The organism is Variovorax sp. RA8, assembly GCF_901827175.1.
Taxonomy (GTDB): Bacteria; Pseudomonadota; Gammaproteobacteria; order Burkholderiales; family Burkholderiaceae_C; genus Variovorax.
This window is the reverse complement of record NZ_LR594662.1, coordinates 529,756-551,884: the sequence shown is the minus strand read 5'-3', so window position 1 is coordinate 551,884 and position 22,129 is coordinate 529,756. Positions and strand designations below refer to the sequence as shown.

General features: G+C 69.1%; 17 protein-coding genes. 2 read left to right on the top strand and 15 right to left on the bottom strand.

The genetic code is table 11. The features are described from left to right. Positions 1 to 43 precede the first annotated feature (43 nt). The 5 genes from pdeM to E5P3_RS02595 form a co-directional block, all read right to left on the bottom strand. Positions 44 to 712 carry a ligase-associated DNA damage response endonuclease PdeM gene (gene pdeM / locus E5P3_RS02615; protein ID WP_162584559.1) on the bottom strand — a complete coding sequence of 223 codons (669 nt, stop codon included), beginning with the start codon at positions 710 to 712 and terminating at the stop codon, positions 44 to 46. Positions 713 to 758: 46 nt separating this feature from the next. Next, positions 759 to 3,305: a ligase-associated DNA damage response DEXH box helicase gene (locus tag E5P3_RS02610; protein WP_162584558.1), complete on the bottom strand. Its 2,547-nt coding sequence runs from the start codon at positions 3,303 to 3,305 to the stop codon at positions 759 to 761. Positions 3,306 to 3,369: 64 nt separating this feature from the next. Continuing rightward, positions 3,370 to 5,040, bottom strand: coding sequence for an ATP-dependent DNA ligase (locus tag E5P3_RS02605; RefSeq protein WP_162584557.1), 1,671 nt, complete (start codon positions 5,038 to 5,040; stop codon positions 3,370 to 3,372). Beyond that, positions 5,037 to 6,092: a ligase-associated DNA damage response exonuclease gene (locus tag E5P3_RS02600; protein ID WP_162584556.1), complete on the bottom strand. Its 1,056-nt coding sequence runs from the start codon at positions 6,090 to 6,092 to the stop codon at positions 5,037 to 5,039. The genes E5P3_RS02605 and E5P3_RS02600 overlap by 4 nt, the downstream gene beginning before the upstream one ends. A 75-nt stretch (positions 6,093 to 6,167) precedes the next feature. Beyond that, positions 6,168 to 6,695: a DUF3617 domain-containing protein gene (locus E5P3_RS02595; protein WP_232072953.1), complete on the bottom strand. Its 528-nt coding sequence runs from the start codon at positions 6,693 to 6,695 to the stop codon at positions 6,168 to 6,170. 202 nt (positions 6,696 to 6,897) lie between these two features. Here E5P3_RS02595 and E5P3_RS02590 point away from each other — a divergent pair, with 202 nt between their 5' ends. Then, positions 6,898 to 11,502 carry a hypothetical protein gene (locus E5P3_RS02590; RefSeq protein ID WP_162584554.1) on the top strand — a complete coding sequence of 1,535 codons (4,605 nt, stop codon included), beginning with the start codon at positions 6,898 to 6,900 and terminating at the stop codon, positions 11,500 to 11,502. Positions 11,503 to 11,528: 26 nt separating this feature from the next. Here the strand turns inward: E5P3_RS02590 and E5P3_RS02585 are convergent, their stop codons facing one another. The 5 genes from E5P3_RS02585 to E5P3_RS02565 form a co-directional block, all read right to left on the bottom strand. Continuing rightward, positions 11,529 to 13,607 (bottom strand): NAD(+) synthase, encoded by a 2,079-nt coding sequence (locus E5P3_RS02585; protein WP_162584553.1) that lies wholly within the window; start codon positions 13,605 to 13,607, stop codon positions 11,529 to 11,531. A gap of 74 nt (positions 13,608 to 13,681) precedes the next feature. Then, positions 13,682 to 13,924, bottom strand: coding sequence for a hypothetical protein (locus E5P3_RS02580; RefSeq protein WP_162584552.1), 243 nt, complete (start codon positions 13,922 to 13,924; stop codon positions 13,682 to 13,684). A 208-nt stretch (positions 13,925 to 14,132) separates the two neighbouring features. Next, positions 14,133 to 14,324, bottom strand: coding sequence for a hypothetical protein (locus E5P3_RS02575; RefSeq protein ID WP_162584551.1), 192 nt, complete (start codon positions 14,322 to 14,324; stop codon positions 14,133 to 14,135). A 13-nt stretch (positions 14,325 to 14,337) separates the two neighbouring features. Then, positions 14,338 to 14,826: a hypothetical protein gene (locus E5P3_RS02570; RefSeq protein ID WP_162584550.1), complete on the bottom strand. Its 489-nt coding sequence runs from the start codon at positions 14,824 to 14,826 to the stop codon at positions 14,338 to 14,340. Continuing rightward, positions 14,823 to 15,419 carry a hypothetical protein gene (locus E5P3_RS02565; protein WP_162584549.1) on the bottom strand — a complete coding sequence of 199 codons (597 nt, stop codon included), beginning with the start codon at positions 15,417 to 15,419 and terminating at the stop codon, positions 14,823 to 14,825. Before E5P3_RS02565 ends, E5P3_RS02570 begins: the two co-directional genes overlap by 4 nt. A 222-nt stretch (positions 15,420 to 15,641) precedes the next feature. Between E5P3_RS02565 and E5P3_RS02560 the strand changes: the two genes are divergently transcribed. Further along, positions 15,642 to 16,247 (top strand): nucleoside 2-deoxyribosyltransferase, encoded by a 606-nt coding sequence (locus E5P3_RS02560; RefSeq protein ID WP_162584548.1) that lies wholly within the window; start codon positions 15,642 to 15,644, stop codon positions 16,245 to 16,247. On the opposite strand, the gene E5P3_RS02555 is transcribed toward E5P3_RS02560, so the two are convergent. The 5 genes from E5P3_RS02555 to E5P3_RS02535 all read right to left on the bottom strand — a co-directional run bounded on the left by E5P3_RS02555 (position 16,192) and on the right by E5P3_RS02535 (position 22,061). Next, positions 16,192 to 17,349 carry a Gfo/Idh/MocA family protein gene (locus E5P3_RS02555; protein ID WP_162584547.1) on the bottom strand — a complete coding sequence of 386 codons (1,158 nt, stop codon included), beginning with the start codon at positions 17,347 to 17,349 and terminating at the stop codon, positions 16,192 to 16,194. The two genes, E5P3_RS02560 and E5P3_RS02555, sit on opposite strands and share 56 nt — an antisense overlap. Positions 17,350 to 17,356: 7 nt before the next feature. Beyond that, complete coding sequence (locus tag E5P3_RS02550) at positions 17,357 to 18,319, bottom strand: substrate-binding domain-containing protein (protein WP_162584546.1); 963 nt, start codon at positions 18,317 to 18,319, stop codon at positions 17,357 to 17,359. A gap of 61 nt (positions 18,320 to 18,380) precedes the next feature. After that, the gene (locus E5P3_RS02545) at positions 18,381 to 19,406 is read right to left on the bottom strand and encodes an ABC transporter permease (protein ID WP_174263029.1); all 1,026 of its coding nucleotides are present in this window, start codon (positions 19,404 to 19,406) and stop codon (positions 18,381 to 18,383) included. Continuing rightward, positions 19,375 to 20,895 (bottom strand): sugar ABC transporter ATP-binding protein, encoded by a 1,521-nt coding sequence (locus E5P3_RS02540; protein WP_162584545.1) that lies wholly within the window; start codon positions 20,893 to 20,895, stop codon positions 19,375 to 19,377. Before E5P3_RS02540 ends, E5P3_RS02545 begins: the two co-directional genes overlap by 32 nt. Next, positions 20,892 to 22,061, bottom strand: coding sequence for an ROK family protein (locus E5P3_RS02535; RefSeq protein ID WP_162589495.1), 1,170 nt, complete (start codon positions 22,059 to 22,061; stop codon positions 20,892 to 20,894). The genes E5P3_RS02540 and E5P3_RS02535 overlap by 4 nt, the downstream gene beginning before the upstream one ends. Positions 22,062 to 22,129 lie beyond the last annotated feature (68 nt).

The following is a 22,129-nucleotide window of genomic DNA, read 5'->3' as shown; positions in this document are numbered from 1 at the left end:
TGCGGTGGGGAGGCTTGGGTGCTTGTGCCATGAATGGGAGTCGTCAGATCGGCAACGGCCACACGGCATCGCCGCCGATGCCATAGAAACAGCGGCCCGGCATGGCCTCCATCAGCCAACCACCAGTGAACTCGCCGAAGGCAGGCAGGATCAGCCGCCGTTCCTCGCGCACGAAGCAGGGCATGCGCAGGCTGTCGCGTCCGCTGCCCTGCAGCTTGCAGACCGGATGGAGGTGACCGCCGAGCACGAAGTGCGTCGGATGAGGCCGGGGGTGGTGAGAGGCGGCGAAGGGGCCGGTCAGGTAGGGCTCGTCGACGCTCTCGAAGCGCAGCGCGGCCGGCGGGTCGCCGGCATGGCTGTCGTGGTTGCCGCGCACCAGCGTGCAGCGAAGCTGCGCGTGCTGTTCGCGCCAGGTCTGGAGGCTCGCCAGCAACTGCGGCGTGCGCGCCTGTGCGTCATGCAGGAAATCGCCGAGCACGACGAACTCGCGCGGCCGGTACTGCTCGATCAGGCGGTCGAGCCGGGCGAGGTTCTGCGCCGTCGTGCCGTGCGGCACCGGTTGCCCGAGCGCCCTGAAGCTGGCCGCCTTGCCCAGGTGGAGATCGGCCACGAACAGCATTTCGCCGGCCGGCCACCAGAGGGCTCGCTCTGGAAGGAGCTCGAGGGATTGGCCGGCAACGTCGAGCCGGCAGGAGGGGGAAGCGGCATGCACGAGTTCGAGTTTTACAGAAGCTCGCGCATCGGAATCTTGCGAATTGTCACGCCGCCCCCGGTCCTTCCGGGACTTTTCCGCGCCCGGCCTGACCTTCCTCCACGGGCCTCTCGAAGGCCAGTGTCCTGCGCACGCGGTCAGGGTCGGCCGGCTCGGCGCCGCCGCCCGCGGCCCGCTCCAGCTGCGCGACCATGCGCGCGATGCGCTCAGCCGCGCTCTCGTTCGACAGCTTCTCGCGAAACAGCTCCACCATCAGCGGAAAGGCGAAGGGGGTGGGCCGCTGCGGCGTCTGTACCATGAGCCGCTGCGAGGCCATGCGCGCGAGGACGGCGCTCAGCCGCCCGATCTCCAGCTCCTGCGCGAGCAGTTCCTCCTCGGCCTGCTGCAACAACCGGTTGGCAGGGTCGTACTTGCGGAACACCTCGTAGAACAGCGAGGAGGAGGCCTGCAGCTGCCGGCTGCTGCGCCGCTCGCCGGGATAGCCCTGGAAGATCAGGCCGGAGACGCGCGCGATCTCGCGGAAGCGCCGGCGCGCCAGCTCGGTGGCGTTGAGGGAGGCGAGCACCTCGTGCAGCAGTTGCGTCTCGTCCACCGGGGCCAGCACCTGCGGCAGCAGCGCCGGCCAGTCAGGGTCGGCCGCGCAGAGCAGCTCGAAGCCGTAGTCGTTCACCGCGATCGAGAAGGTGCGCGGCTGGTGCTGTGCGATGCGCCAGGCGAGCAGGCTGGCCAGGCCCAGGTGCACCAGCCGCCCCGCAAACGGATAGAGGAAGAGATGCCAGCCCTCGCGCGTCTTCAGCAACTCGGCCAGCAGGGTGTCCGGCGTCGGCAGCGCCGACCAGCGCTGCTGGATCTCGAGCAGCGGCCGAACGGATTGCAACTCCGGGGTGTCGTAGCAGCCGGCATCGGCCAGCGCCAGCTGCCGCACAACGGCATCGGCCAGGGTGCTGGTCAGCGGCATGCGCCCACCGTTCCAGCGCGGCACGGAGGGCTTGCGGCCGCTAGCGCGCCGCACCCAGGCCGTCATGTCGTGCACTCGCACCAGCTCCAGGAGCCGGCCGCCGAAGAGGAAGCAGTCCCCCGGCTTCATGCGGGCGACGAAGCTTTCCTCCACGCTGCCGATCCTGGCCCCACGCAGGTACTGCACGGCCATGCTGGCGTCGCTGACGATGGTGCCAATGTTCATGCGGTGCCGGCGCGCCAGACGCGTATCGGGCACGCGCCACACCCCCTCGGCGTCGGGCACCGCGCGGCGGTAGTCGGGGTAGGCCACGAGCGAGGGCCCGCCCTGAGCCACGAAGTCCAGGCACCACTGCCAGCTCTCGCGGGACAGCCCGGCGTAGGCCACCGTGGAGCGCACCTCCGCATAGAGATCGTCGGGCACGAAGCCGCCGCCGAGCGCGACCGTGACCAGGTGCTGCACCAGCACGTCCAGCGGCTGCGCCGGCGACCGGCGCTCCTCGATGCGGCCCTGCGCCACGGCTTCGCGCGCGGCGGCGCCCTCCACGATCTCGATGCTGTGCGTGGGCACGAGGGTGATGCGCGATGGACGCCCGGGCGCATGGCCCGAGCGTCCCGCGCGCTGCAACAGCCGCGCCACGCCTTTGGCCGAGCCGATCTGCAGCACGCGCTCGACCGGCAGGAAGTCCACGCCGAGGTCCAGGCTGGAGGTGCACACCACGGCCTTGAGCGCGCCCGACTTCAGGCCCAGCTCCACCCATTCGCGTACCGCGCGGTCCAGCGAGCCGTGGTGCAGTGCGATCTGCCCCGCCCATTCGGGCCGCGCCTCGAGCAGGGCCTGGTACCAGATCTCGGATTGGGAGCGCGTGTTGGTGAAGACCAGCGTGCTCGCGCTGGCGGCGATTTCCCCGATGACTTGCGGCAGCATGGTGAGCCCCAGGTGCCCGCCCCACGGAAAGCGCTCGGCGCGCCCAGGCAGCAGCGAGTCGATGAGCAGCTGCTTGGGCACGTCACCCTGCACCAAGACGCCGTCGCCGCCGGCCAGCAGCGTGCGCATGGCGTCCTGCAGATTGCCGAGCGTGGCCGACATGCCCCAGGTGCAGAGGCCGGCATTCCAGCGACGCAACCGTGCCAGCGCGAGCTGCACCTGCACGCCGCGCTTGTTGCCCAGCAGCTCGTGCCATTCGTCGATGACGACCAGGCGCAGCGAGCCCAGCACCTCCCTGGCATCGGCGCGCGCAAGCTGCAGCGAGAGGCTCTCGGGCGTGGTGACCAACACCGTCGGCAGACGCAGGTTCTGCGCGCTGCGCTCGGCCGAGGAGGTGTCGCCGCTGCGGGCGGCTGCGCTCCAGTCGGGCTGCAGGGCATCGAGAGCCTGCTGCAGCGCGCGCAAGGTATCGGCGGCCAGGGCGCGCATCGGCGTCAACCACAGCACGGTCAGCGGCGGCGGCGTCTTGCCCGCTGCCTTCGTCGCGAAGGCGTGCAGCGCGCCGAGCCAGACGGCGTAAGTCTTGCCCGCGCCCGTGGTGGCGTGGAGCAGGCCGGAGCGGCCTTCGGCGAGGGCTTGCCAGACGCTGCGTTGAAAGTCGAAGGCTTCCCAGCCGCGCGACGCGAACCAATCGTCCAGTCGGCTCATGGGGTTCACTGGAGGACCTTCGCCTTCGGCTGCGGGCGATTCGCCTTCGGAGCGGCCGTGCGGCTCATGGCGGCAGCAGCGCCGCCAGCGTCTGCAAGGTATCCGCCTCCTCCACCGGCTTGTCCTCGCGCCAGCGCAGCATGCGCGGAAAGCGCACTGCGATGCCGCTCTTGTGCCGGGCGCTGCGCGCGATGCCCTCGAAACCAAGCTCGAAGACCAGCGTGGGCTTCACGCTCCTGACCGGCCCGAAGCTCTCGATGGTGGTGCGCCGGATGATCGCGTCGACGCGTCCCATCTCGGCATCGCTCAGCCCGGAATAGGCCTTGGCGAAGGGCACGAGCTTGCGCCCCTCGACCTCGGGCGGCGCATCCCACACCGCGAAGGTGTAGTCGCTGTACAGGCTCGCGCGCCGCCCATGTCCGCGCTGCGCGTAGACCAGCACGGCGTCCACCGAGAGCGGGTCGATCTTCCACTTCCACCACAAGCCCACGTCCTTGGTGCGGCCGACGCCGTAGGCCGCGTGGCGCTGCTTGAGCATCATGCCTTCCACGCCCATCGCCCGTGCCGATTCGCGCTGGCGCGCGAGATCCTGCCAGCTCTCGCCGTGCAGCATCGGGCTCGCGATCAGAGCGGGGTGCTGCGCCGTCGCGACGAGGTCGTCGAGCAGCACGCGCCGCTCCTGCTGCGGCATCGCCCGCAGGTCGCGGCCTTCCCACTCGAGCAGGTCGTAGGCCAGCAGCACCACGGGGATTTCGCGCAACAGCTTCGGCGTCAGCGTCTTGCGGCCGATGCGCTTCTGCAACTCGGCAAAGGGCTGCACGCGGCCCTCGCCGTGAGGCGCGGTCGAGTCCCGGTGCCAGACCACGATCTCGCCATCGAGCACCGCGCCGTCAGGCAGCGCTCGGCCCATGTCGGCCAGCTCGGGAAAGCGGTCCGTCACCAGCTCCTCGCCGCGCGACCACAGGCATACCTGGCCGGCGCGCCGCACCAGTTGCGCGCGGATGCCGTCCCACTTCCATTCGATGAGCCACTGCGAGGGCGGGCCCAGCACCGCATCGAACTGATCGAGCGGCAGTGCGAAGGGATGCGCGAGGAAGAAGGGGTAAGGCTGCCCGCTCGCCTGGCGGTCCTGCTCGTTCCCGCTCTCGGGCGCGATCAGCGCCGCGAAGTCGGCCGCGCCCGGCCGGCCCGCGATGTGGGTGTAGCCCATCAGCCGCTGCGCGACTTGCTTGGGGTCGAGCCCGCTCATCGCCGCCAGCACCTGCGTGACCTGCAGGCGCGAGACGCCGACGCGGAAGGCGCCGGTGATGAGCTTGAAGTAGACGAGGCGCTCCTCCGGCGCCAACTGTCGCCACTGGGCGCGCAGGGCATCGGCGAGCGGTTCGGGGGGCATCCCGCGCAAGGGCAGCAAGTGCTGCTCGATCCACGTCGCGAGGCCCAGGTCGTGCGCCTCGGTGGGGGGCGGCAGCAGCAGCGAGAGGGTCTCGGCCAGGTCGCCCACCGCCTCGTAGCTCTCGTCGAACAGCCACTCCGGCAGGCCGGCGGCCTGCTGTGCCAGCAGCCGCAGCAGCTTGGTCGGCACCAGTTGCCGCGGCCGGCCGCCCGCCAGGAAGTACACGGCCCAGGCGGCGTCCTCGGGGTCGGCGGCCTGGAGGTAGCGCTGCAGCGCCGCCTGCTTCACGAGGTTGGAGGTGCTCGCATCGAGCTCGCGGTACAGCGCGGCGAACTGCTTCATGGCTCGGCTGTTTCTCCTTCGCCTGGGATGGGGCTCCCCGCACTCGCGTCGCCTTCCATGTCCTCGTCGCCGTACTCGGTGTGGAAGGACCGGGCATCCACCCCGTTCTCGCCCAGCCAGCGGACCATGACCGCCACATTCCCATGCGTCACGAACACCCGCTCGGCCCCTGTGCCCGCGATGGCCTGCTGCAGGCCCGGCCAATCCGCGTGGTCCGACATCACGAAGCCCCGGTCCACGCCGCGCCGCCTGCGCGTTCCGCGCAGCTGCATCCAGCCGCTGGCGAAGGCATCCGAGTACTGGCCGAAACGCCGCATCCATGGCGTGCCGGCAGCCGATGGCGGCGCCAGCACCAGCGCGCGCTTGAGCAGCGCTGCGTCCACGCCGGGGTCCGTCACGCGCAGCGTGGATGGCAGCGCCACGCCCGCCGCGCGGTAGACCGCGTTCAGCGGCTCCACCGCGCCATGCACCACGATCGGCCCGATGCTCGCGTCCACGCCGTGCAGGATGCGCTGCGCCTTGCCGAAGGCATAGCACAGCAGTACCGAGGCGCGCCCATGCTTCGCGTTGGCACGCCACCAGTCGTCGATCTCCGCGAAGAGCGCGGCCTGCGCCGGCCACCGGTAGATCGGCAGGCCGAAAGTGGACTCGGTGATGAAGGTGTCGCAGGGCACCGGCTCGAAGGGCGTGCAGGTGCCGTCGGACTCGGTCTTGTAGTCGCCGGAGGCCACCCACACGCGGCCCCCATGCTCGAGCCGCACCTGCGCCGAGCCCAGCACGTGCCCGGCCGGATGCAGCGACAGGCGCACGCCGCGGTGGTCGATCGCCGCGCCGTAGGGAAGCGTCTGCAGGGTGATGTCGCCGAGGCGAGCGCGCAGGGTGCCGGCGCTGTCTTCGTGCGCGAGGTACTGGCCATGGCCCACGCGCGCGTGATCGGAATGCGCGTGGGTGATGACCGCGCGGTTCACCGGCCGCCACGGGTCGATGTAGAAGTCGCCGGGCGGGCAGTACAGGCCTTCGGGACGCGCAACGACGAGGTCTTGGGGGGGCATGGCGGGCCATGCTAGCCCGGCCTCGCCCGGCGCGCGTGTAGGCCCGCGTCGCGCGCGATGCCGGGCTTTCGCCGCCTACTTGCCGCGCGCGGCAGGCATCTCGAGCAGGTTCATCTTCATGCCGTTGGGCAGCACGATGTCGCCCGGCTTCTGGCCTGCCTTGCAGGGCCCGACCCACTTGGCCTCGATGACGGCCGTGCCTTCGCTGCGACCCATCATGGGCGGGCTGTAGGTCGATCGGCTTTCCATTCGGTAGGCGCTGCCGAAGTCACCCGTCACCACGGCGTGCGTGGTGGCGGTGCTGGTGCCGATCTTGCAAACGGAGTCGATCACCATGCGGCCGGCTTCGTTGCGCATGTCCTGCTTCGAGCAGTCCTGCCGGTCCGCGCCATTGCCCATCTCGCGCATTGCCTTGTCGGTGGCGGCGTCGATGCATTGCTGGGTGCTCATCGCGGGCGCCTTGGCGCCGCCGTCGGCCTGGATCGTCATCTCCCAGAGCCCGGGCTTGCGCGCGGGGTAGTCCATCGCCGCACCCGCCGGCATGGCGGCACAGGCACCGCACGCGAGAAGGATGGAACAACCGGTGCGGGCGGCGCGGGCCACGAGCGACCTCGAAGGAAAGGGATGGTGCATGGCGAAGCAGGCTGTGAACGATTCGCGGCGTTTTACCTGCGAAAGGGTGGCCGGGAAATAGCCCATCCGGCCAGGCCTTCCCGAATGCATCATTTTGTTTGCAACGAACAACCGAATCCATGACACTGGCCCCGGCCGCCGGTGCCCAGCCCGGTGCATCTCCGGGGGTCGCATGACGCAGCGCGATGGTTTGGCAGGTGGAAAGTGGCAGAAATGGCGCCGTCGAGACGTGCTGCGCCTGGTCCATGGCCTGGACGCGCGAGACGCAGGCCGGGACGGCGCCGAGCACCTGGGGATGCCGGCGGAGTTCAGCTATGTGCGCTGCCAACTCCCACCTCAACTGGCGCGCCGGGTCCCGAACTGCACCACCGACGCGCGCGGCCAGGCGCTCGACGGCGAGACGATCGCTACCTGCATGTTCCCCGGCCTGCCCATCGCCGCGTGGTCGCGGCAGCGAGACGCCGAGGCCGGCACGCAACGGGAATACATGTTCGCGTGGATCGAAAAGGGCGAGGAAACGACGCCTGCTCGCCTGCGATGGCAGCGGGTCGGCGTCACGCAGGAGGGCGGCGTCCAGCTCGGCAAGCTGTGTTCGCTGGAGCCCTTGGCCGACCCGGCGCCGGGCAGCTCCGGCGAGGACGCGCCGCCATCGCGATCGCCGCCCCCCGGAGCCGCCCCCCAGGAGAGCTTTGCCGAACGGCTGGAGAAATGGCACGAGAAGGTCTTCGGGAAATGCCGGGAAAGCGGCCTCTTCCTGGAGCGCGCGGCCGATCGAAAGCCGATCGCCGACCTCGATCGATGGAGGAAGAAGACCATCGAGCGGGTCGATCTGGCGCCAGACTCCGACCTGCGGCGCTTCTTCGACGAACAGGCCGTGAACTTCGCACTGCCCGGTGGCGCAGGCCATGTCAAAGGCTGCACCGTGCTGCAGGGCGACGCAGCGGACGCAGAACCGCGCACGCAGGCCATCGAGGTGCGCCGTCGGCCGCTTCCTTTCTACGGCGAGGACGTTCATCTCTACGAGATCACCGACTACCGCGCCCTCCCCACCCGCACGGCGTGCCTCGTGATCGACGCGAAGCATGGCATTGCGGCTTCGCTGGGCCCCGACTCGCGGCCCGTTCACCGATTCAACAAGGTGGAGCTCGCGCACGGGAATCTCCAAGCGGTGCTGCGGGATGCCTCCGCCGCAGCAGCGTACGTGGATTTCTTCTGCAGCTTTCTCTACGACGGCGCCAGGCGCTTCGCATTCCCCATCATCTGCAAGCAGGAGGACCTTCGCTGGATCGAAGGGCCGGGTGAAGCGCCCGATGGCGACACTGGACTGCTGCGCGCCGCATCCAGTGAAGTCCTGGGCATCTGGAAGCTCGACGTGGCGAAGGACGAGCGCAAGCGCGGGGAGAAGGACGCGGGACCTCCCGCGATGTCCCACTTCTTTTCCGCATTGCTGCTGTTCGGACGCGACCTGTTTCTCTGCGTGTTCGAGTTGCTCTCGGACGGAAAGACCGAGGTCAAGGTGGAGATGCGCGACGACCATGAGGTCATCCCGATCCTGCCCGTCCTGCCCCAGACCTTCGATCCCGATCGGCGCTTCCAGGTCACCTTCGCCCACGAACCCGGCCGCCGTGGCGACCTCAGTGGCGCGTTCGCGACCTCGCACCCGCTCTTGAAGCGCCTGCCGCCGGCCGGACCGCCCTCCGCGGAGTCCGCCGACGCCGCCGTCGGCGCGGCAGAATTCGTGCGCCTGTTCAAGGACAAGGACAGCTTCGGCCTGCCCTGCGGGCCCGCCGATCCCAGGCTGGTGGTGCGCGACATGGTCGAGCTGCGCGGCTACCAGGATCTCGAGCGATCGCGATGCGCCTTCGGCGTCGTCTTCAAGGGCCGGGTGGATCTTCGAGAGCTTCGCATCAGGGGATCGCTGGACCTCTCCTACTGCGTGTTCGAAGACGAACTGCTTCTGCAGGACGCCGAGATCGAAGGCTCGCTGAACCTGGAGGGCTCGGTCTTTCTCCAGGGGGCGCGGCTGCGCGGCGCCATCGTCAAGGGCAATGCGAACCTGCGCTCGACCCTGATCGGCCGTTCGGCGCTGCGCGCGGCCGGGAGCGCATTGGAGCTGTCCGGCATGCACATCGACGGCGACCTCGATCTGCGCGCCGTCGTGGAAAAAACGCGCAGCGATTGGAGGACACCCGGCATACGACTGCGCGGCACGCGCATCGGCGGCCGATTGCTGCTCGGCTGCGATCCGCTCCTGGGCCGCAAGGTGCCCTCGCGGGTGGGGGGCGTGGATGCCATGGGCGCCCGCATCGAAGGCGACGTTTCCATCCGCGGCGGCATCGGCAAGTCGGGTACCCACACTGCGCTCGACCTGAACATGGAGGGGGCGCAGCTCGGCGGGCGTTTCGTGTGCGGTCCCTTCGGCGCGGAGGGTTGGAGCGGCACGCTCGAACACCAGTTCTGGAACAGGCTTTCCGAGGACCAGCGCGACGAAGCGTCCATTCCTGTCTTCGGCTATCTGACGCTGAAGGGCGCCACGACGCAGGGAGACGTGCTGATCGTCGGCGCCCGGTTGTACCAGCTCGACCTGACGATGGCCCGCATCGAAGGCTCGGTTCTGCTCGACGGCCCGGTCGCCTGGAACGAGGCGGCAATGGATTCGAAGAACCTGGCAAGGCCTTCGTATTCCACCTGGCCCGTCGTCGTCGACCGCGGCATCGTGGCGCCTGGTCTCATCGTTCGAGGCAATTTCAACCTGACGGGCACCTGGCTGGGCCTCGGCCTGGATCTGAGCCACGCCGCCATCGATGGGACGGTGATGGCGAACCCCCATCACACATGGTGCGAGAACACGAGGCCCTCCCGCGTTCCCCCCAGCTTGCTCTGCAAGATCGAAGGCGATGTGAACCTGACCGCCCTGCGCTGCAAGGGCGCCCTGCGCCTTGGAGGCGTGTCGGTCCAGGGAACGCTCCTCCTGTTCAAGACCGAGCTCGCCAACCTGGCGCTGATGCCCGAGTTCAGCGAAGGGAGGCGTGGGGACATCATTCCGACCCGGCTCGGCGGCCTCACGGCCAACATGAGCCAGATCCACGGTTTCGCCGTGTTGCGATACCTGCAGGTTCGCGGGCCGGCACTCCCGGCCATGCGAGGCGGCCGCGGCGTGCTGTTCAATGGCTGCACGATCATGGGCGACTTCGTGCTGTGGCGCATCGGCGGCCTGCGCGACATGGAGGGCGTGCCGGACGGCGCGCCGGACCCCTGGGACTTCTCCGCGTCCATCGTCGGCGACCTGAAGCTGCTGAAGTGCACGATCCACGGCGATTGCCTGCTCTCCTTCACCAAGGTGAGCGGCACCATCGACCTCAGCGATTCCAAGGTCATCGGCGACGTGAGCTTCGGCTCCCGCCTCAGCCACCATGAAAGCCTGGAGGGCGATCACCAGCTGGCACGCCGCATGCGCCGCTCGGCCCGGCCGTCCGGCGGGCTGCTCCACGAGGATCTGATCGGCCGGGCTTTCTGCCGTCAGCTCGAGGGCCGGATGCTGCAGGCGGAGAACGACGTCATCCTCGACGGCCTCTCGGTGGCCGGCGACCTGAACGCCCCGCATCTCTCCGTGAGGGGCAGGCTCAAAGCCTGGGCACGGGACGACGAAGACCCGAGCTCGACCCTGAGCTCGGCGCTGTGCGTGCACGGGCGCACCGATCTCTCCTTCGGCCGGTTCAACCACGTCGTCCTGTCGACCGACCGGCCGCAGGGCGACGAGGGGCATGCGCCCCACATCCTGCTGTCACGCAGCCGGATCGAGACACTGAGCATCCCGCCCTCGCAGCACACCGGCCGGCCGCAGGCACGCATGGACCTGATCGGCCTGGAAACCAAGGTCTGGGATGTGCCGCTCGCGGGCGATGCGCAGGACACGCCGGACGTGGACAGGCTGGCAGGGCTGCTGCAGGACTCGCCCGCCAGCATGTGGCAGTCGGTCGAAGCCAACCTGCGCAAGCGCGGGGACGATGACAACGCCGATGCGATCTATCGCAAGATGCGCCGCAGGAGCGCAGCAGACGCGCTGCCGCCGAGCCAGGACACCAACGGACGCGCGCTCTACCGCTCGCTCCTCTGGGGCGCCGGCGGCATCGGCGCGCTGTGGGCGGCCCTCTTGCTGGTGGACCAGGCCGGCGCAGTGCCGCTGTGGTGCTGGGGCCTGTTCGCGGTGCTGGCCGTTGGCCGCGCGGGGCAAGGGATCGTGAGCGGTGCCGGCTGGGAGGGCGCCATGGCGCGCATCAACGGCGGCATCGATCATGCCTACGGCGCGCTGCTGGGCTACGGAACGCGCGTGTTGCAGGTGGCGGTGGTATGGCTGGCCTTCGTCATGGCCGCCTTGCCCTTCTACGTGGCCGCCGAGAACTTCGAGCCTTCGAACGCCGCCCTGGCCGGCAAGTGGCGCCACGTGTCCGCCGCCGACGAGCCTGCGCGCCTTGCCGAGGCACGCTCGGCCTGGCGCCTCGGCCACGTGCTCGGCGTGGTGGTCAACAACCATGTGCCCATCCTCAGCCTGACGACCAACGATGACTGGAGCCCCAACGACGACGCCGGCTTGACGGCCTGCCTTCCAGGCTTCGAGACATTGCCGAAACTGGTGTGCACCCGACACGCGGTCAAGGTGAAATGGATCTCGCCCGAAAGCTTCAGCACGGCGATGCAGATGGTCAACTGGATGCTGTGGCCCATGTTCCTGACGTTCATCGCCTTGCGGCTGTGGCGCCGCGGCGCGGCTGCGTGACGGGAGCGCGCGGCCCCTGAGCCGGCTCAGGGCGCCGGCACGCGCTTCAGGTCCTCCAGCCACACCTCGGCCTCCGAATCGCTGGGCGCCCGCCAGTCGCCGCGCGGGGAGAGCGAGCCGCCGGAGCCCACCTTGGGCGCGTTGGGCACGCAGGAGCGCTTGAACTGGCTGGTCTTGAAGAAGCGGTAGAGGAAGGTGCCCAGGTGACGCTTGATGTCGGCCAGCCCGTACTCGTTGCGCTCCTTCTGCAGTTCGTCGGGCCAGCGTCCGCGTTCGCGGTCGCCCCAGGCCGCGTGCGCCAGGAAGGCGACCTTGCTCGGCCTGAAGCCGTAGCGCAGCGTGTAGTAGAGATGGAAGTCCTGCAACTCGTAGGGACCGATGGTGTCCTCGGTGCGCTGGCCGGGCTGGGCCTCGATGCCTTCGCCGGTCGCGGGTGCATTGGCCGTCGGGATCAGCTCCGGGCTGACCTCGGTCTCGAGGATGTCGCGCAGCACGCCACTGCCCTCGTCGCCCAGCAGCTTCGTGGTCTCGACCCAATGCACCAGATGCTTGATCAGCGTCTTGGGCACGCTCGCGTTCACGTTGTAATGCGACATGTGGTCGCCTACACCGTAGGTGCACCAGCCGAGCGCGAGCTCGCTCAGGTCGCCGGTGCCCACCACGATGCCGCCATGGAAGTTGGCAAGCCGGAACAGATGGCTGGTGCGCTCGCCGGCCTGCACGTTCTCGAAGGCGATGTCGTACTGTGGCTCGCCCCGCGCGAAGGGATGGCCCAGGTCCTCCAGCATCTGGCGGCAGCTGGGGCGGATGTCGATCTCGCGCGCGGTGCAGCCGATGCTGGCCATCAGCCGGTGCGCCTGCGCCAGCGTGCGGCCGGTGGTCGCGAAGCCGGGCATGGTGAAGCCCAGGATATCGGAGCGCGGCTTGCCCAGCCGGTCCATCGCCTGCGCGCACACCAGCAGCGCATGGGTGGAGTCGAGGCCGCCGGAAACGCCGATCACCAGCTTGTCGATGCGGGCCGCCTCGATGCGCTGCACCAGGGACTGCACCTGGATGTTGAAGACCTCGCTGCAGCGCGCATCGCGTGTGGCCGCGTCCGAGGGCACGTACGGGAAGCGCGCCACCTGGCGCAGCAGGCCGTGCGGCACCTGCGCAGGGACGGGCAATTTGAACTCGACGGTGCGCCAGCCCGCGAGCGCCTCCTTGTGCTTGTGGACCGAGGTGCCGAAGCTGTTCTGCCGCATGCGCTCGCGCGAGACCCGCTCAAGGTCCACGTCGGCCGCCACGAAGTGCGAGCTGTTGCGGAAGCGCTCGCTCTCGGCCAGCATGTCGCCGCTTTCGTAGATCAGCGCCTGCCCGTCCCAGGCCAGGTCGGTGGTCGACTCGCCGATGCCGGCCGAGGTGTAGAGATAGGCCGCCAGGCAGCGCGCCGACTGCAGGCTGACCAGGCGGTGCCGGTAGTCCGATTTGCCGATCGTGATGTTGGAGGCCGAGAGATTGACCAGCACCGTCGCGCCCGCGAGCGCCGCGTAGCTGGAAGGCGGGATCGGCACCCACACGTCCTCGCAGATCTCCACGTGCAGCTTGAAGAGCGGCAGCTGGCGCGACTGGAACAGCAGGTCGGCGCCGAAGGGAATGCGCTGGCCGCCGAGCACCAGTTCGGTCGCCAACGCGGTGTCGGCGCCGTTGAACTGGCGGCCTTCGTAGAACTCGCCGTAGTTCGGCAGGTAGGTCTTGGGCAGCACGCCGAGCACCCGGCCTTCGGCCACCACTGCGGCGCAGTTGAAGAGGCGGTGGTCCACGCGCAGCGGCAATCCCACCACGGCCACCGCGCCGATGTCGCGGGAGGCGGCGGCAACCTCCAGCAGGGCATGTTCGCAGGCATCCAGCAGCGCGGCCTGGTGGAACAGGTCGTCGCAGGTGTAGGCCGAGAGTCCCAGTTCCGGGAAGGCAACCAGGACGGCGCCGTCATCCGCCGCCTCGCGGTACAGGCGCAGGGTCTCGGCGGTATTGAACACCGGGTCGGCCACCCGGTTGCGCGGCACCGCGACGGCCAGGCGTGCGAAGCCGTGGGTGTAGGGATTGAGGAACTCGTGCTCGGTCATGGCCGGATTGTGGCCTCACGCGGCGGACGCCGCCCGCGGCCTGCAAACCCGGCCCTTCCGCGCATGGCTCTGCCTTACTTCGAGGCGCCACCCTTGCGCAAGGCCGGATCCTCGCCCTTCGCATGCGACTTGCCTTCCTGCTCGGCCTTGCGCATCTCTTCGGCTTCGGCCTCGCTCTGCGGACGGGCATTGCGCGCCGCTTCGTCGACCTTGCCTGATTTGACGAAGTCCGTGGTGGCCTTGTCGTAGCGCCGGGTGGCTTCGTAGTTGCCTTCGCCCTGGATGTCGGGGCTCTTGGGCTCTTGGGGCTCGTTCATGTCGCGCTCCTTTCAAGGTGGGAATCCCACAGTACGCAGCCTGGCCGTGGCGTGGCGAGCGGAGTACACCGACGGCCGGGATCGGACAGGCCGCCGCCGCCCGTAGGAACGCGCCGACGTACATGGCGAGCTGCGCGCGGCGCCGCATTGTCTGTCGGCGGCGTCACACGGCGCGCGCTGGAACGCCTTCACGACACCCGTGTCGCGATCATTCCTTCGCGGTCAGCTGGCCGGCGGCGCCGCCGGCCGTCGATTTCGCGCTGCGCCCGGTGCTGGCGCCTTCGGAAGAGCGCCGCTTCGGCGCGACAGGCCCGACGCGCTGCCGCAGGAAGGGCGTGTGGCCGGGAACTTTGCCCATGTCGCGCGGCGGCGAGTCCGCTTCGGTTCTTTTTTGCGCCATCACGCTCTCCGGCTCACAGCGAAAGCAGCCGTTGCATGAAGGCACGATAGCGACGCAGCGCCACGCGCAACTTCTCTGTCGAGGCGGCGTCGGCCACCGCGTCGCCGCCGCCGTCCAGCCCCGCCCGCTCGTCCGAGAAGGTCTGCGACAGGTTTTGCAGCATCTGCCGAACCAGCTCGTCGGCCTGGCGCACGGCCTGCTGCGGGTCGTCGACGAAGCCGATCTGCACGGCATCCCAGCTGGCACGGAAGTCCCGAGCTGCCTCGAGCGTGAAGAGCGGGGCCAGCGACTCGTCGGCGACATCAGCCTGCGCCGTATGAGGCCGCTGTGGCACCAGTGATGCCTGTGATTGCTCCGGTTGCTGTGGCTGCTGTGCGACCGGCCGCTCGAGGTCATCCGGCGCGACGACGCCGGCATCAGGGCCCCGGTCCTGCGTGGGCCGGGCCGCAACGGCCCGATCGTTCCGCTCGTTCCGCTCGTTCCGCCTGGTATCGAAGATCATGATCGTGCCTCCACCGGTCTCGCGGGCATCCGCCGCGGGGGGTCTTCCACCCGGACTTCGAGCAGCTCATCGAACAGCGCACGGAAGTGCACCACGGCCTTGCGCAGCTCCTCGGTCTCGACCTCGCCGCTCAGGGTGCGCGCGTGGATGGCCTGCGCCGCGCGGTAATTCCTCACCACTGCCGGATGGTCCACCGAGATGTCGGCCGCGCGATGCTCGAAGTCGCCCATCGGGTAGCCGCGCTTCTGCATCAGCTCGCGTACCAGTTGGTCCGCCTGCGTCACAGCGCCGGCCGGGTTGTCGACGAACTCGGCCTGCACCCTGTTCCACGCACTGCTGAAGCGCGCCGCTTCGCCCGGAGCCAGCGGGACGATGTGCAGTTGCCCGACCCGCGCCGCGCGCTGCCGGAGCTCGGCTTCTGCCTTGGCCCGGCTTCCATGTTGCTTCACGGCGTGGTCGTACTCGTCGCCGAAGCGTGCCGCGAGCAGGCCCGACTGGCGTCTTCGGTAGAACAAATAAGCGGCCAGCGCGACCAAGGCAAGAACCACGATGATCCCCAGTATCCACAGGGCTTGCATGCTCTCGGTGTCCATACCTCTCCCCTTCACATCGAAGCACCGTCCGTGCGCGCCACGGGTGCGGCAGCGACCACGTGCGGATGCTGAATGCTGGTTTCGGCTGCGGCCCCGGCTCGGCAGTGCAGGGACGTTACTGCTGTGGGACCGGGCCTACGAAACCTCGGCGCACGTGCGCCTTCGCGTGCCGGACAATGCAAGGCCTGCCCCCGTGGAGACCCGGCGACCAAGAACGCGACCATGCAACAGCCCCGACCTCCCCGGCCTCGCGTCTACCTCGCCGGGCCGGACATCTTCTTTCATGACTGCGAAAGGATCTACCAGGACCTGAAGGCCGCGTGCGAGCACCTGGGCCTGGAGGGCGTCGAGCCCTCGGACGGCGGCCTCGGCGCGGACTTCGCGGGCAGCGACGACGAGCGGGCGCGCCGCATCTACGAGGGCAACATCGCCCTCATCCGGCAGGCCGACGGCGTGATTGCCAACTTGATGGACTTCCGCGGCCTCGAGCCGGACTCTGGCACCGTGTTCGAGGTCGGCTTCGCGGTGGCGCTGGGCAAGCCGGTGGTGGCCTACGGCGTGCCGGCGGGCAGTTATGCGAGCCGGGTCTGCGCGGCCATGGCATGCACGCAGGACGCACGCGGCGTCATGCGTGAGCGCGACAGCGGCGTGACGGTGGAAGGCTTGGGCCAACGGCTGAACCTGATGTTGGCCTGCTCCGTGGCGATCGAGGCGACGGCCGAAGCAGCCCTCGCGCGGTTGGCGATGGTGGTGCTTCCTGCAGATCCGCAGCTCACCACGCCGTCCACTTCACCTCGCTCCCGGCCGACGCTACCACGCGCTCGATGAAGCGCACGCCGCGCGCGCCGTCCTCCACCCGCGGGTAGTCGGCCTCCAGCGCATCGGCCTGTCGGCCGGCGAGCCGCGCGCGAATATCGGCCACGACGCCGCCGTACACGTTGGCGAAGGCCTCGATGAAGCCCTCGGGATGCCCGCTGGGCAGCCGGCTCGCGCGCCGCGCCGACTCGCCCAGCCATGGCGCGCCGCGCGTCAGCACGCGGCGCGGGCCGTCGTGGGGCAGGTGCAGCAGCTCGCTGGGCTGCTCCTGACGCCAGACGAGCGTGCCGAGCGTGCCCGAGACGCGCAGGCGCAGGTCGTTTTCCAGCCCGGTGTTGACCTGCGATGCGATCAGCACACCGCGCGCCCCGCCGCGGAAGCGCAGCAGCACGCTGCCGTCGTCGTCGAGCGCGCGGCCCGGCACCAGCGCGCTCAGGTCGGCGCAGAGGCTTTCGATCTCGAGCCCCGTCACGGTGGCGACCAGGTTCTCGGCATGCGAGCCGATGTCACCGATGGCGCCGGCCGCGCCGCTCTTCGCGGGGTCGCTGCGCCAGGCCGCCTGCTTGTTGCCTTCCTTCTCGAGCTGGGTTGCGAGCCAGCCCTGGTTGTATTCGACGACCACCTTGCGGATCTCGCCAAGCCGGCCGTTCCTTGCCATCTCGCGCGCCTCGCGCACCATCGGGTAGCCGGTGTAGTTGTAGGTCACGGCGAACACAGTGCCCTGCCGCGCCACGGCCGCGACCAGCGCATCGGCCTGGGCGCCGGTGTGTACCAGCGGCTTGTCGCAGACCACGTGGAAGCCGGCCTCGACAAAGGCCTGCGCCACGGGGAAGTGCAGGTGGTTGGGCGTGACGATGGAGACGAAGTCGATGCGCTCTTCCTCGGGGCGCTTCAACTCGTCGTCGAGCAGGGCTCGCCAGTTGCCGTGGTTGCGGTCGTCGGCCAGCCAGAGCTCGCGCCCGGAGGCCTTCGCCTTCTCCGCGCTGGACGACAGCGCACCGGCCACCAGCTCGGCCTGCCCGTCGAGCGCGATCGCCTTGCGGTGCACCGCGCCGATGAAGGCATCGCGCCCGCCGCCGACCATGGCGTAGCGCAGCTTGCGTATCGCCGGCATCGGGGCCTCAGAAGGGAGAGTTGGGGTGATAGAACTCCTTGGCGTTTTCCTTGGTGATCAGCACCGAGGGAATGATCGTCGTCGCCGGCAACTTCTCGCCCTTGAGGCGCGCCTCGGCCGTGAGCTTGATGGCGTCGTAGATGAACTTGGGCGAGTAGCTGACGTCGGCCTGGATGCGCGGGTCCTTGCCGTCGAGGATGGTCTTGACCATGCCCTTTGCACCGGCACCGCCGAAGATGACCTTGATGTCATCGCGCTTGGCCTGCTCGATGGCCTTGAGAACGCCGACGGCCATGTCGTCGTCGGCCGCCCAGATGGCGTCGATCTTCTTGAAGCGCGTCAGGTAGTCCTGCGTGACCTTGAAGGCATCGTCGCGGTTCCAGTTGGCGTATTTGGCGTCCAGCAGCTTGATGTCGGGGTAGTTCTTCAGCACGCCGTTGAAGGCGTCCATGCGCTCGTTGTCCAGCGTGGTGGCGATGCCGCGCAGCGCGACGATGTCGCCCTTGCCGCCCAGCTTCTTGGCGATGTACTCCGCCGGGATCTTGCCGAAGGCGGTGTTGTCGCCGGCCACGTAGGCGTCCTGCGCGCTGGTGTCTGTCAGGCCGCGGTCGACCACCGTGACGTAGGTGCCCTTGGCCTTGACCTGGGCCACCGGCTTGGTGAGCGCGGCGGATTCGAAGGGGAAGATCACCAGGGCGTTGATCTTGGTCACCGTCGAGAGGTCCTGCAGCTGGTTGGCCTGCTCGGGCGCGTTGGCCGCCGTCTTGATCGTGATCTTGAGATCCTTGTGCTCCTTCTCCAGGTCCTTCTTCGCCTGGTTGGCCCAGTAGTTGATGCCGCCCATGAAGCTGTGCGTCGCGGCCGGGATCGAGACGCCGAGGCTCACCTTCTCGGCGGCCAGGACCGGACCGGCGGCAAGCGCGGCGGCGGCAACCGCGGTGAGTGCGAGGCGTCGGGTGATGGGATTCATTTGCTGTCTCCTTGTTGAAAAAACTGTCGTCGGAAAAATTCTTTGACTTCTCGGGAAGGGTTTAGCGGCGCCCGCGCTGAAGGAAGGCGACCACGATGATCACGAAGCCCTGCACCGCGGCATTGAGGTACACGCTGATGATGCTCGTGAGGTTGAGGATGTTGCTGATGACCGAGAGCAGGATGGCGCCGATCACGGTGCCGGTGATGCTGCCCGCGCCGCCCTTGAGCGCGGTGCCGCCGACGATCACTGCCGCGATCGCCTCCAGCTCCCACAGGAGGCCCGTGGTGGGCGAGGCCGAACCCAGCCGCGGCACGTAGAGCAGCGTCGCGATGCCCACGCAGACGCCCAGCAGCATGTAGGTGAGGATCTTCACGCCGTCGACACCCACGGCGGCGTAGCGCGCGACCTGCTCGTTCGACCCGATGGCCTGCACGTAGCGGCCATAGGCGGTACGGTTGAGGATCAGGCCGCCGATCACCGCGACGACCAGGAACACCCACACAGGCACGGGAATGCCGAGCAGGCTCGCGTAATAGACCGGCGCATAGAGGTCGGACAGCTCGTTGTCCAGCGTGAGCGCGCCACCGTCGGCGAAGTAGGTCAAATAGGCGCGGAAGATGCCCAGCGTTCCGAGCGTGACGATGAAGGGCTCGATGCGCCCCTTGGTGATCAGCAGTCCGTGCGCCAGCCCGAAGACCGCGCCGAGCCCCACCGCGAGCACGGCGCCCAGCACCACTGCCAGCAGCGGCGAGCCGAGTGCCGGCCCCATCGCGTTGATGAACATGATCACGCAGCCCGCAATCAGCGCGGCCATCGAGCCCACCGAGAGATCGATGCCGCCCGAGATGATCACGAAACACATGCCTACGGCGATGATGCCGATGAAGGCGGTGCGGGTGAGCACGTTCATGGCGTTGTCGACGGTGGCGAAGTCGCCGTTGAGCAGCGTGCCGGCGATGCACAGCAGTACCAGGCCGATGACGGGGCCGAGGCCGTGCAGGTGCTCGGTCCAGCGCGGCTTGGATTCGCTGCGGTGCATGGCGCCCGCGGCTTCAGGCGTGGCTTGCTGCGGTTCCGGTGGCATGGGCGATGAGTTCCTCTTCGGTCAGTTGGTTCGCGTCCAGCGTGGCGACGAGCCGGCCTGCACGCATCACCGCGACGCGGTGGCACAGGCCGATCAGCTCCATCAGCTCGGAAGAGACGACGATCACGGCCAGCCCCTCGCGAGCCAGCCGCTGGATCAAGAAATAGATGTCGCGCTTGGCGCCGACGTCGACGCCGCGCGTGGGCTCGTCGAGCACCACCACCCTGGGCTTCGGCTGCAGCACCTTGGCCAGCGCGAGCTTCTGCTGGTTGCCGCCCGAGAGCGAGGAGGCGCGCGCGTCGAGGTCGCCGGTGCGGATGCCGAAGTCCTTCACCGCCGCGGCGAGCGCCGCGCGCTCGGCCTCGGGCTTGAGCCAGGGCCGGGCATAGCGCTCCAGCGCCATCAGCGTGAGGTTCTGGCGCAGGCCCAGGTGCACATGCAGGCCCTTGCCCTTGCGGTCCTCGCTGAGGTAGGTGAGGCCATGGCGCGCGGCATCGCGCGGGTTGCGCAACAGCACGGGCTTGCCGCCGATCTCGACCTGGCCGCTTCCGGGTCGAAGGCCCATCAGGCCCTCGAAAAGCTCCGTGCGACCGGCGCCCACCAGGCCGGCGAAGCCGAGGATCTCACCGGGGCGGACCTCGAAGCTGGCCTTGTCGGCCCAGCCGGGCACGCTGAAATCGCGCACCCGCAAGGCCGGCGCCGGCTCCGCCGCGACCGGATCGCGCGGCGGGTAGAGGTCGGCCAGTTCGCGGCCCACCATCAGGTTGGCCATCTGGTGGCGCGTGAGTTCCGCGGTAGGGGCGCGCGTGACGAAGCGGCCGTCGCGCATCACGATCACCTCGTCGGTCACACGCTCGACCTCGTCGAGCTTGTGCGAGATGTAGACAATGGTCACGCCGTCGTCGCGCAGCTGCGCGATGAGGCGGAACAGCCGCTCGGTCTCGCCGGGCGTGAGCGTGGCGGTGGGCTCGTCCATCACCAGCAGGCGGGCATGGCGCGAGACCGCCTTGGCGATCTCGACCAGCTGCTTCTCGGCCACGATCAAGCGGCGTACCTTGGTGCGTGGGTCGACCTTCAGCCCCACCTGCGCGAGCGCTGCCGCGGCGTCGCGCTCCATGGCGGCGTCGTCGAGCAGCCAGCCCTTCTTCTTTTCGTGGCCGAGAAAGATGTTCTGCGCCACGCTCAGTTCCTCGGCCAGGTTGAACTCCTGGTGGATCAGCACGATCCCCAGCGCCTCGGCCTCGCGCGAGCTGGCGAACTGCTGCGGCTCGCCGTTGACGCGCACCGTACCACCCGTGATCGGCTCGTAGCCGGCCAGGATCTTCATCAGCGTGGACTTGCCGGCGCCGTTCTCGCCCAGCAGGCCATAGACGCGCCCGGGCTCGAGCGAAAAGCTCACGCCGTGCAGCACCTGCACCGGCCCGAAGGCCTTCACCACCTGCTCGAACTCGACGGCGACGCTGCGCTTGGGCGAGTGCTGCTGCGTCATGGCGCCACCCCTCTGACCTTGAGCGTCTCGTGCATCGCCAGCACGCCCGCGCCGACCAGCCCGGCCTGGGCACCCAGCGGCGTGTACTGGATCTCCAGGTGCCGCGTCGAGAGCGCCAGCGAGCGGTGGTAGACGCTCTGGCGAAGCGCCGCCAGGAACAGCGGCCCGATGCGGGTGATGCCGCCGCCGATGAACACATGCGAGGGATTGAAGAAGTTGACGATGGAGGCCAGCATCTGCCCGATCAGTTGGCCCGCCCGCTGCACGATGGCATTGGCGGCCGCGTCGCCGGCGCGGCTGGCCTGGCCCACGTCGACCGCGTCGATGCGGCCCTGCGCGCGCAGCCGCTCGGCCAGCGCGCGGCTTTCCCCCGCTTCCGCCGCGTGCACGGCCATGCGTGTGATGGCCGGGCCGGCCGCCATCGCCTCGACGCAGCCCAGGTTGCCGCAATGGCACAGCGGACCTTCCTGGTCGACGCAGATGTGGCCCACGTCGCCCGCCGAGCCGGCCGCGCCGCGGTACACCTCGCCGTGGCAGACGATACCGCAGCCGATGCCGGTGCCGATCTTGATGACGAGGAAGTTGGACAGCGAGCGTTTCAGGCGCCAGAGCTCGCCGAGCGCCATCAGGTTCACGTCGTTGTCGACGAAGACCGGGGCTGAGTAGTCCTCGCGCAGATAGTCGCGGATCGAGAAGCTGTCCCAGGCGGGCATCAGCGGCGGGTTCACGAGCTGGCCGATCTCGAAGTTGACGGGGCCAGGCACACCGATGCCGATGCCGATCACCTGCTTCGGTCCGAAGCCGCAGCGGCCGAGCAGCTCGCGCATCAGCACGCAGACCCGGGCCAGGACGGCGCCGGGGCCTTCGCGCACGTCGGCCGCCTCTGCATGCTGGGCCAACACACTCAGGTCGGGCCGAAGCACGGCGACGTCAAGGCTGGTGGCGCCGATGTCTACGCCGACCAGCACGCCCAGGCCCTCGTGCAACTGGAGGTTCTCGGCGCGGCGCCCGCCCGAGGAGCGCTGCAGGCCCGCCTCGGCCAGCAGGCCCTGGTCGACCAGCCCGGCGATCAGCGCGTTGGCCTTGCTCTTGGAGAAGCCGAGCCGCTCCGCCATGGCATGACGCGAGCCGCCGGCCGACCAGAAGGTCGTTTCCAGCAGCGCCATCTCGTCGGCGGTGAGGCCGTTCCAGGGTGCCACGCGTCTGTCTCCGTTATTCGTCTTCGGCCGAGGCA

Excerpts from the sequence above, each read along its gene's own strand:
- E5P3_RS02610 (WP_162584558.1), bottom strand. The coding sequence starts at position 3,305 with ATGAGCCGACTGGACGATTGGTTCGCGTCGCGCGGCTGGGAAGCCTTC.
- E5P3_RS02580 (WP_162584552.1), bottom strand. The coding sequence starts at position 13,924 with ATGAACGAGCCCCAAGAGCCCAAGAGCCCCGACATCCAGGGCGAAGGC.
- E5P3_RS02560 (WP_162584548.1), top strand. The coding sequence starts at position 15,642 with ATGCAACAGCCCCGACCTCCCCGGCCTCGCGTCTACCTCGCCGGGCCG.
- E5P3_RS02570 (WP_162584550.1), bottom strand. The coding sequence starts at position 14,826 with ATGATCTTCGATACCAGGCGGAACGAGCGGAACGAGCGGAACGATCGG.
- E5P3_RS02540 (WP_162584545.1), bottom strand. The coding sequence starts at position 20,895 with ATGACGCAGCAGCACTCGCCCAAGCGCAGCGTCGCCGTCGAGTTCGAG.
- E5P3_RS02545 (WP_174263029.1), bottom strand. The coding sequence starts at position 19,406 with ATGCCACCGGAACCGCAGCAAGCCACGCCTGAAGCCGCGGGCGCCATG.
- E5P3_RS02535 (WP_162589495.1), bottom strand. The coding sequence starts at position 22,061 with ATGGCGCTGCTGGAAACGACCTTCTGGTCGGCCGGCGGCTCGCGTCAT.
- E5P3_RS02565 (WP_162584549.1), bottom strand. The coding sequence starts at position 15,419 with ATGGACACCGAGAGCATGCAAGCCCTGTGGATACTGGGGATCATCGTG.
- E5P3_RS02600 (WP_162584556.1), bottom strand. The coding sequence starts at position 6,092 with ATGCCCCCCCAAGACCTCGTCGTTGCGCGTCCCGAAGGCCTGTACTGC.
- E5P3_RS02575 (WP_162584551.1), bottom strand. The coding sequence starts at position 14,324 with ATGGCGCAAAAAAGAACCGAAGCGGACTCGCCGCCGCGCGACATGGGC.
- E5P3_RS02590 (WP_162584554.1), top strand. The coding sequence starts at position 6,898 with ATGACGCAGCGCGATGGTTTGGCAGGTGGAAAGTGGCAGAAATGGCGC.
- E5P3_RS02585 (WP_162584553.1), bottom strand. The coding sequence starts at position 13,607 with ATGACCGAGCACGAGTTCCTCAATCCCTACACCCACGGCTTCGCACGC.
- E5P3_RS02605 (WP_162584557.1), bottom strand. The coding sequence starts at position 5,040 with ATGAAGCAGTTCGCCGCGCTGTACCGCGAGCTCGATGCGAGCACCTCC.
- E5P3_RS02555 (WP_162584547.1), bottom strand. The coding sequence starts at position 17,349 with ATGCCGGCGATACGCAAGCTGCGCTACGCCATGGTCGGCGGCGGGCGC.
- E5P3_RS02550 (WP_162584546.1), bottom strand. The coding sequence starts at position 18,319 with ATGAATCCCATCACCCGACGCCTCGCACTCACCGCGGTTGCCGCCGCC.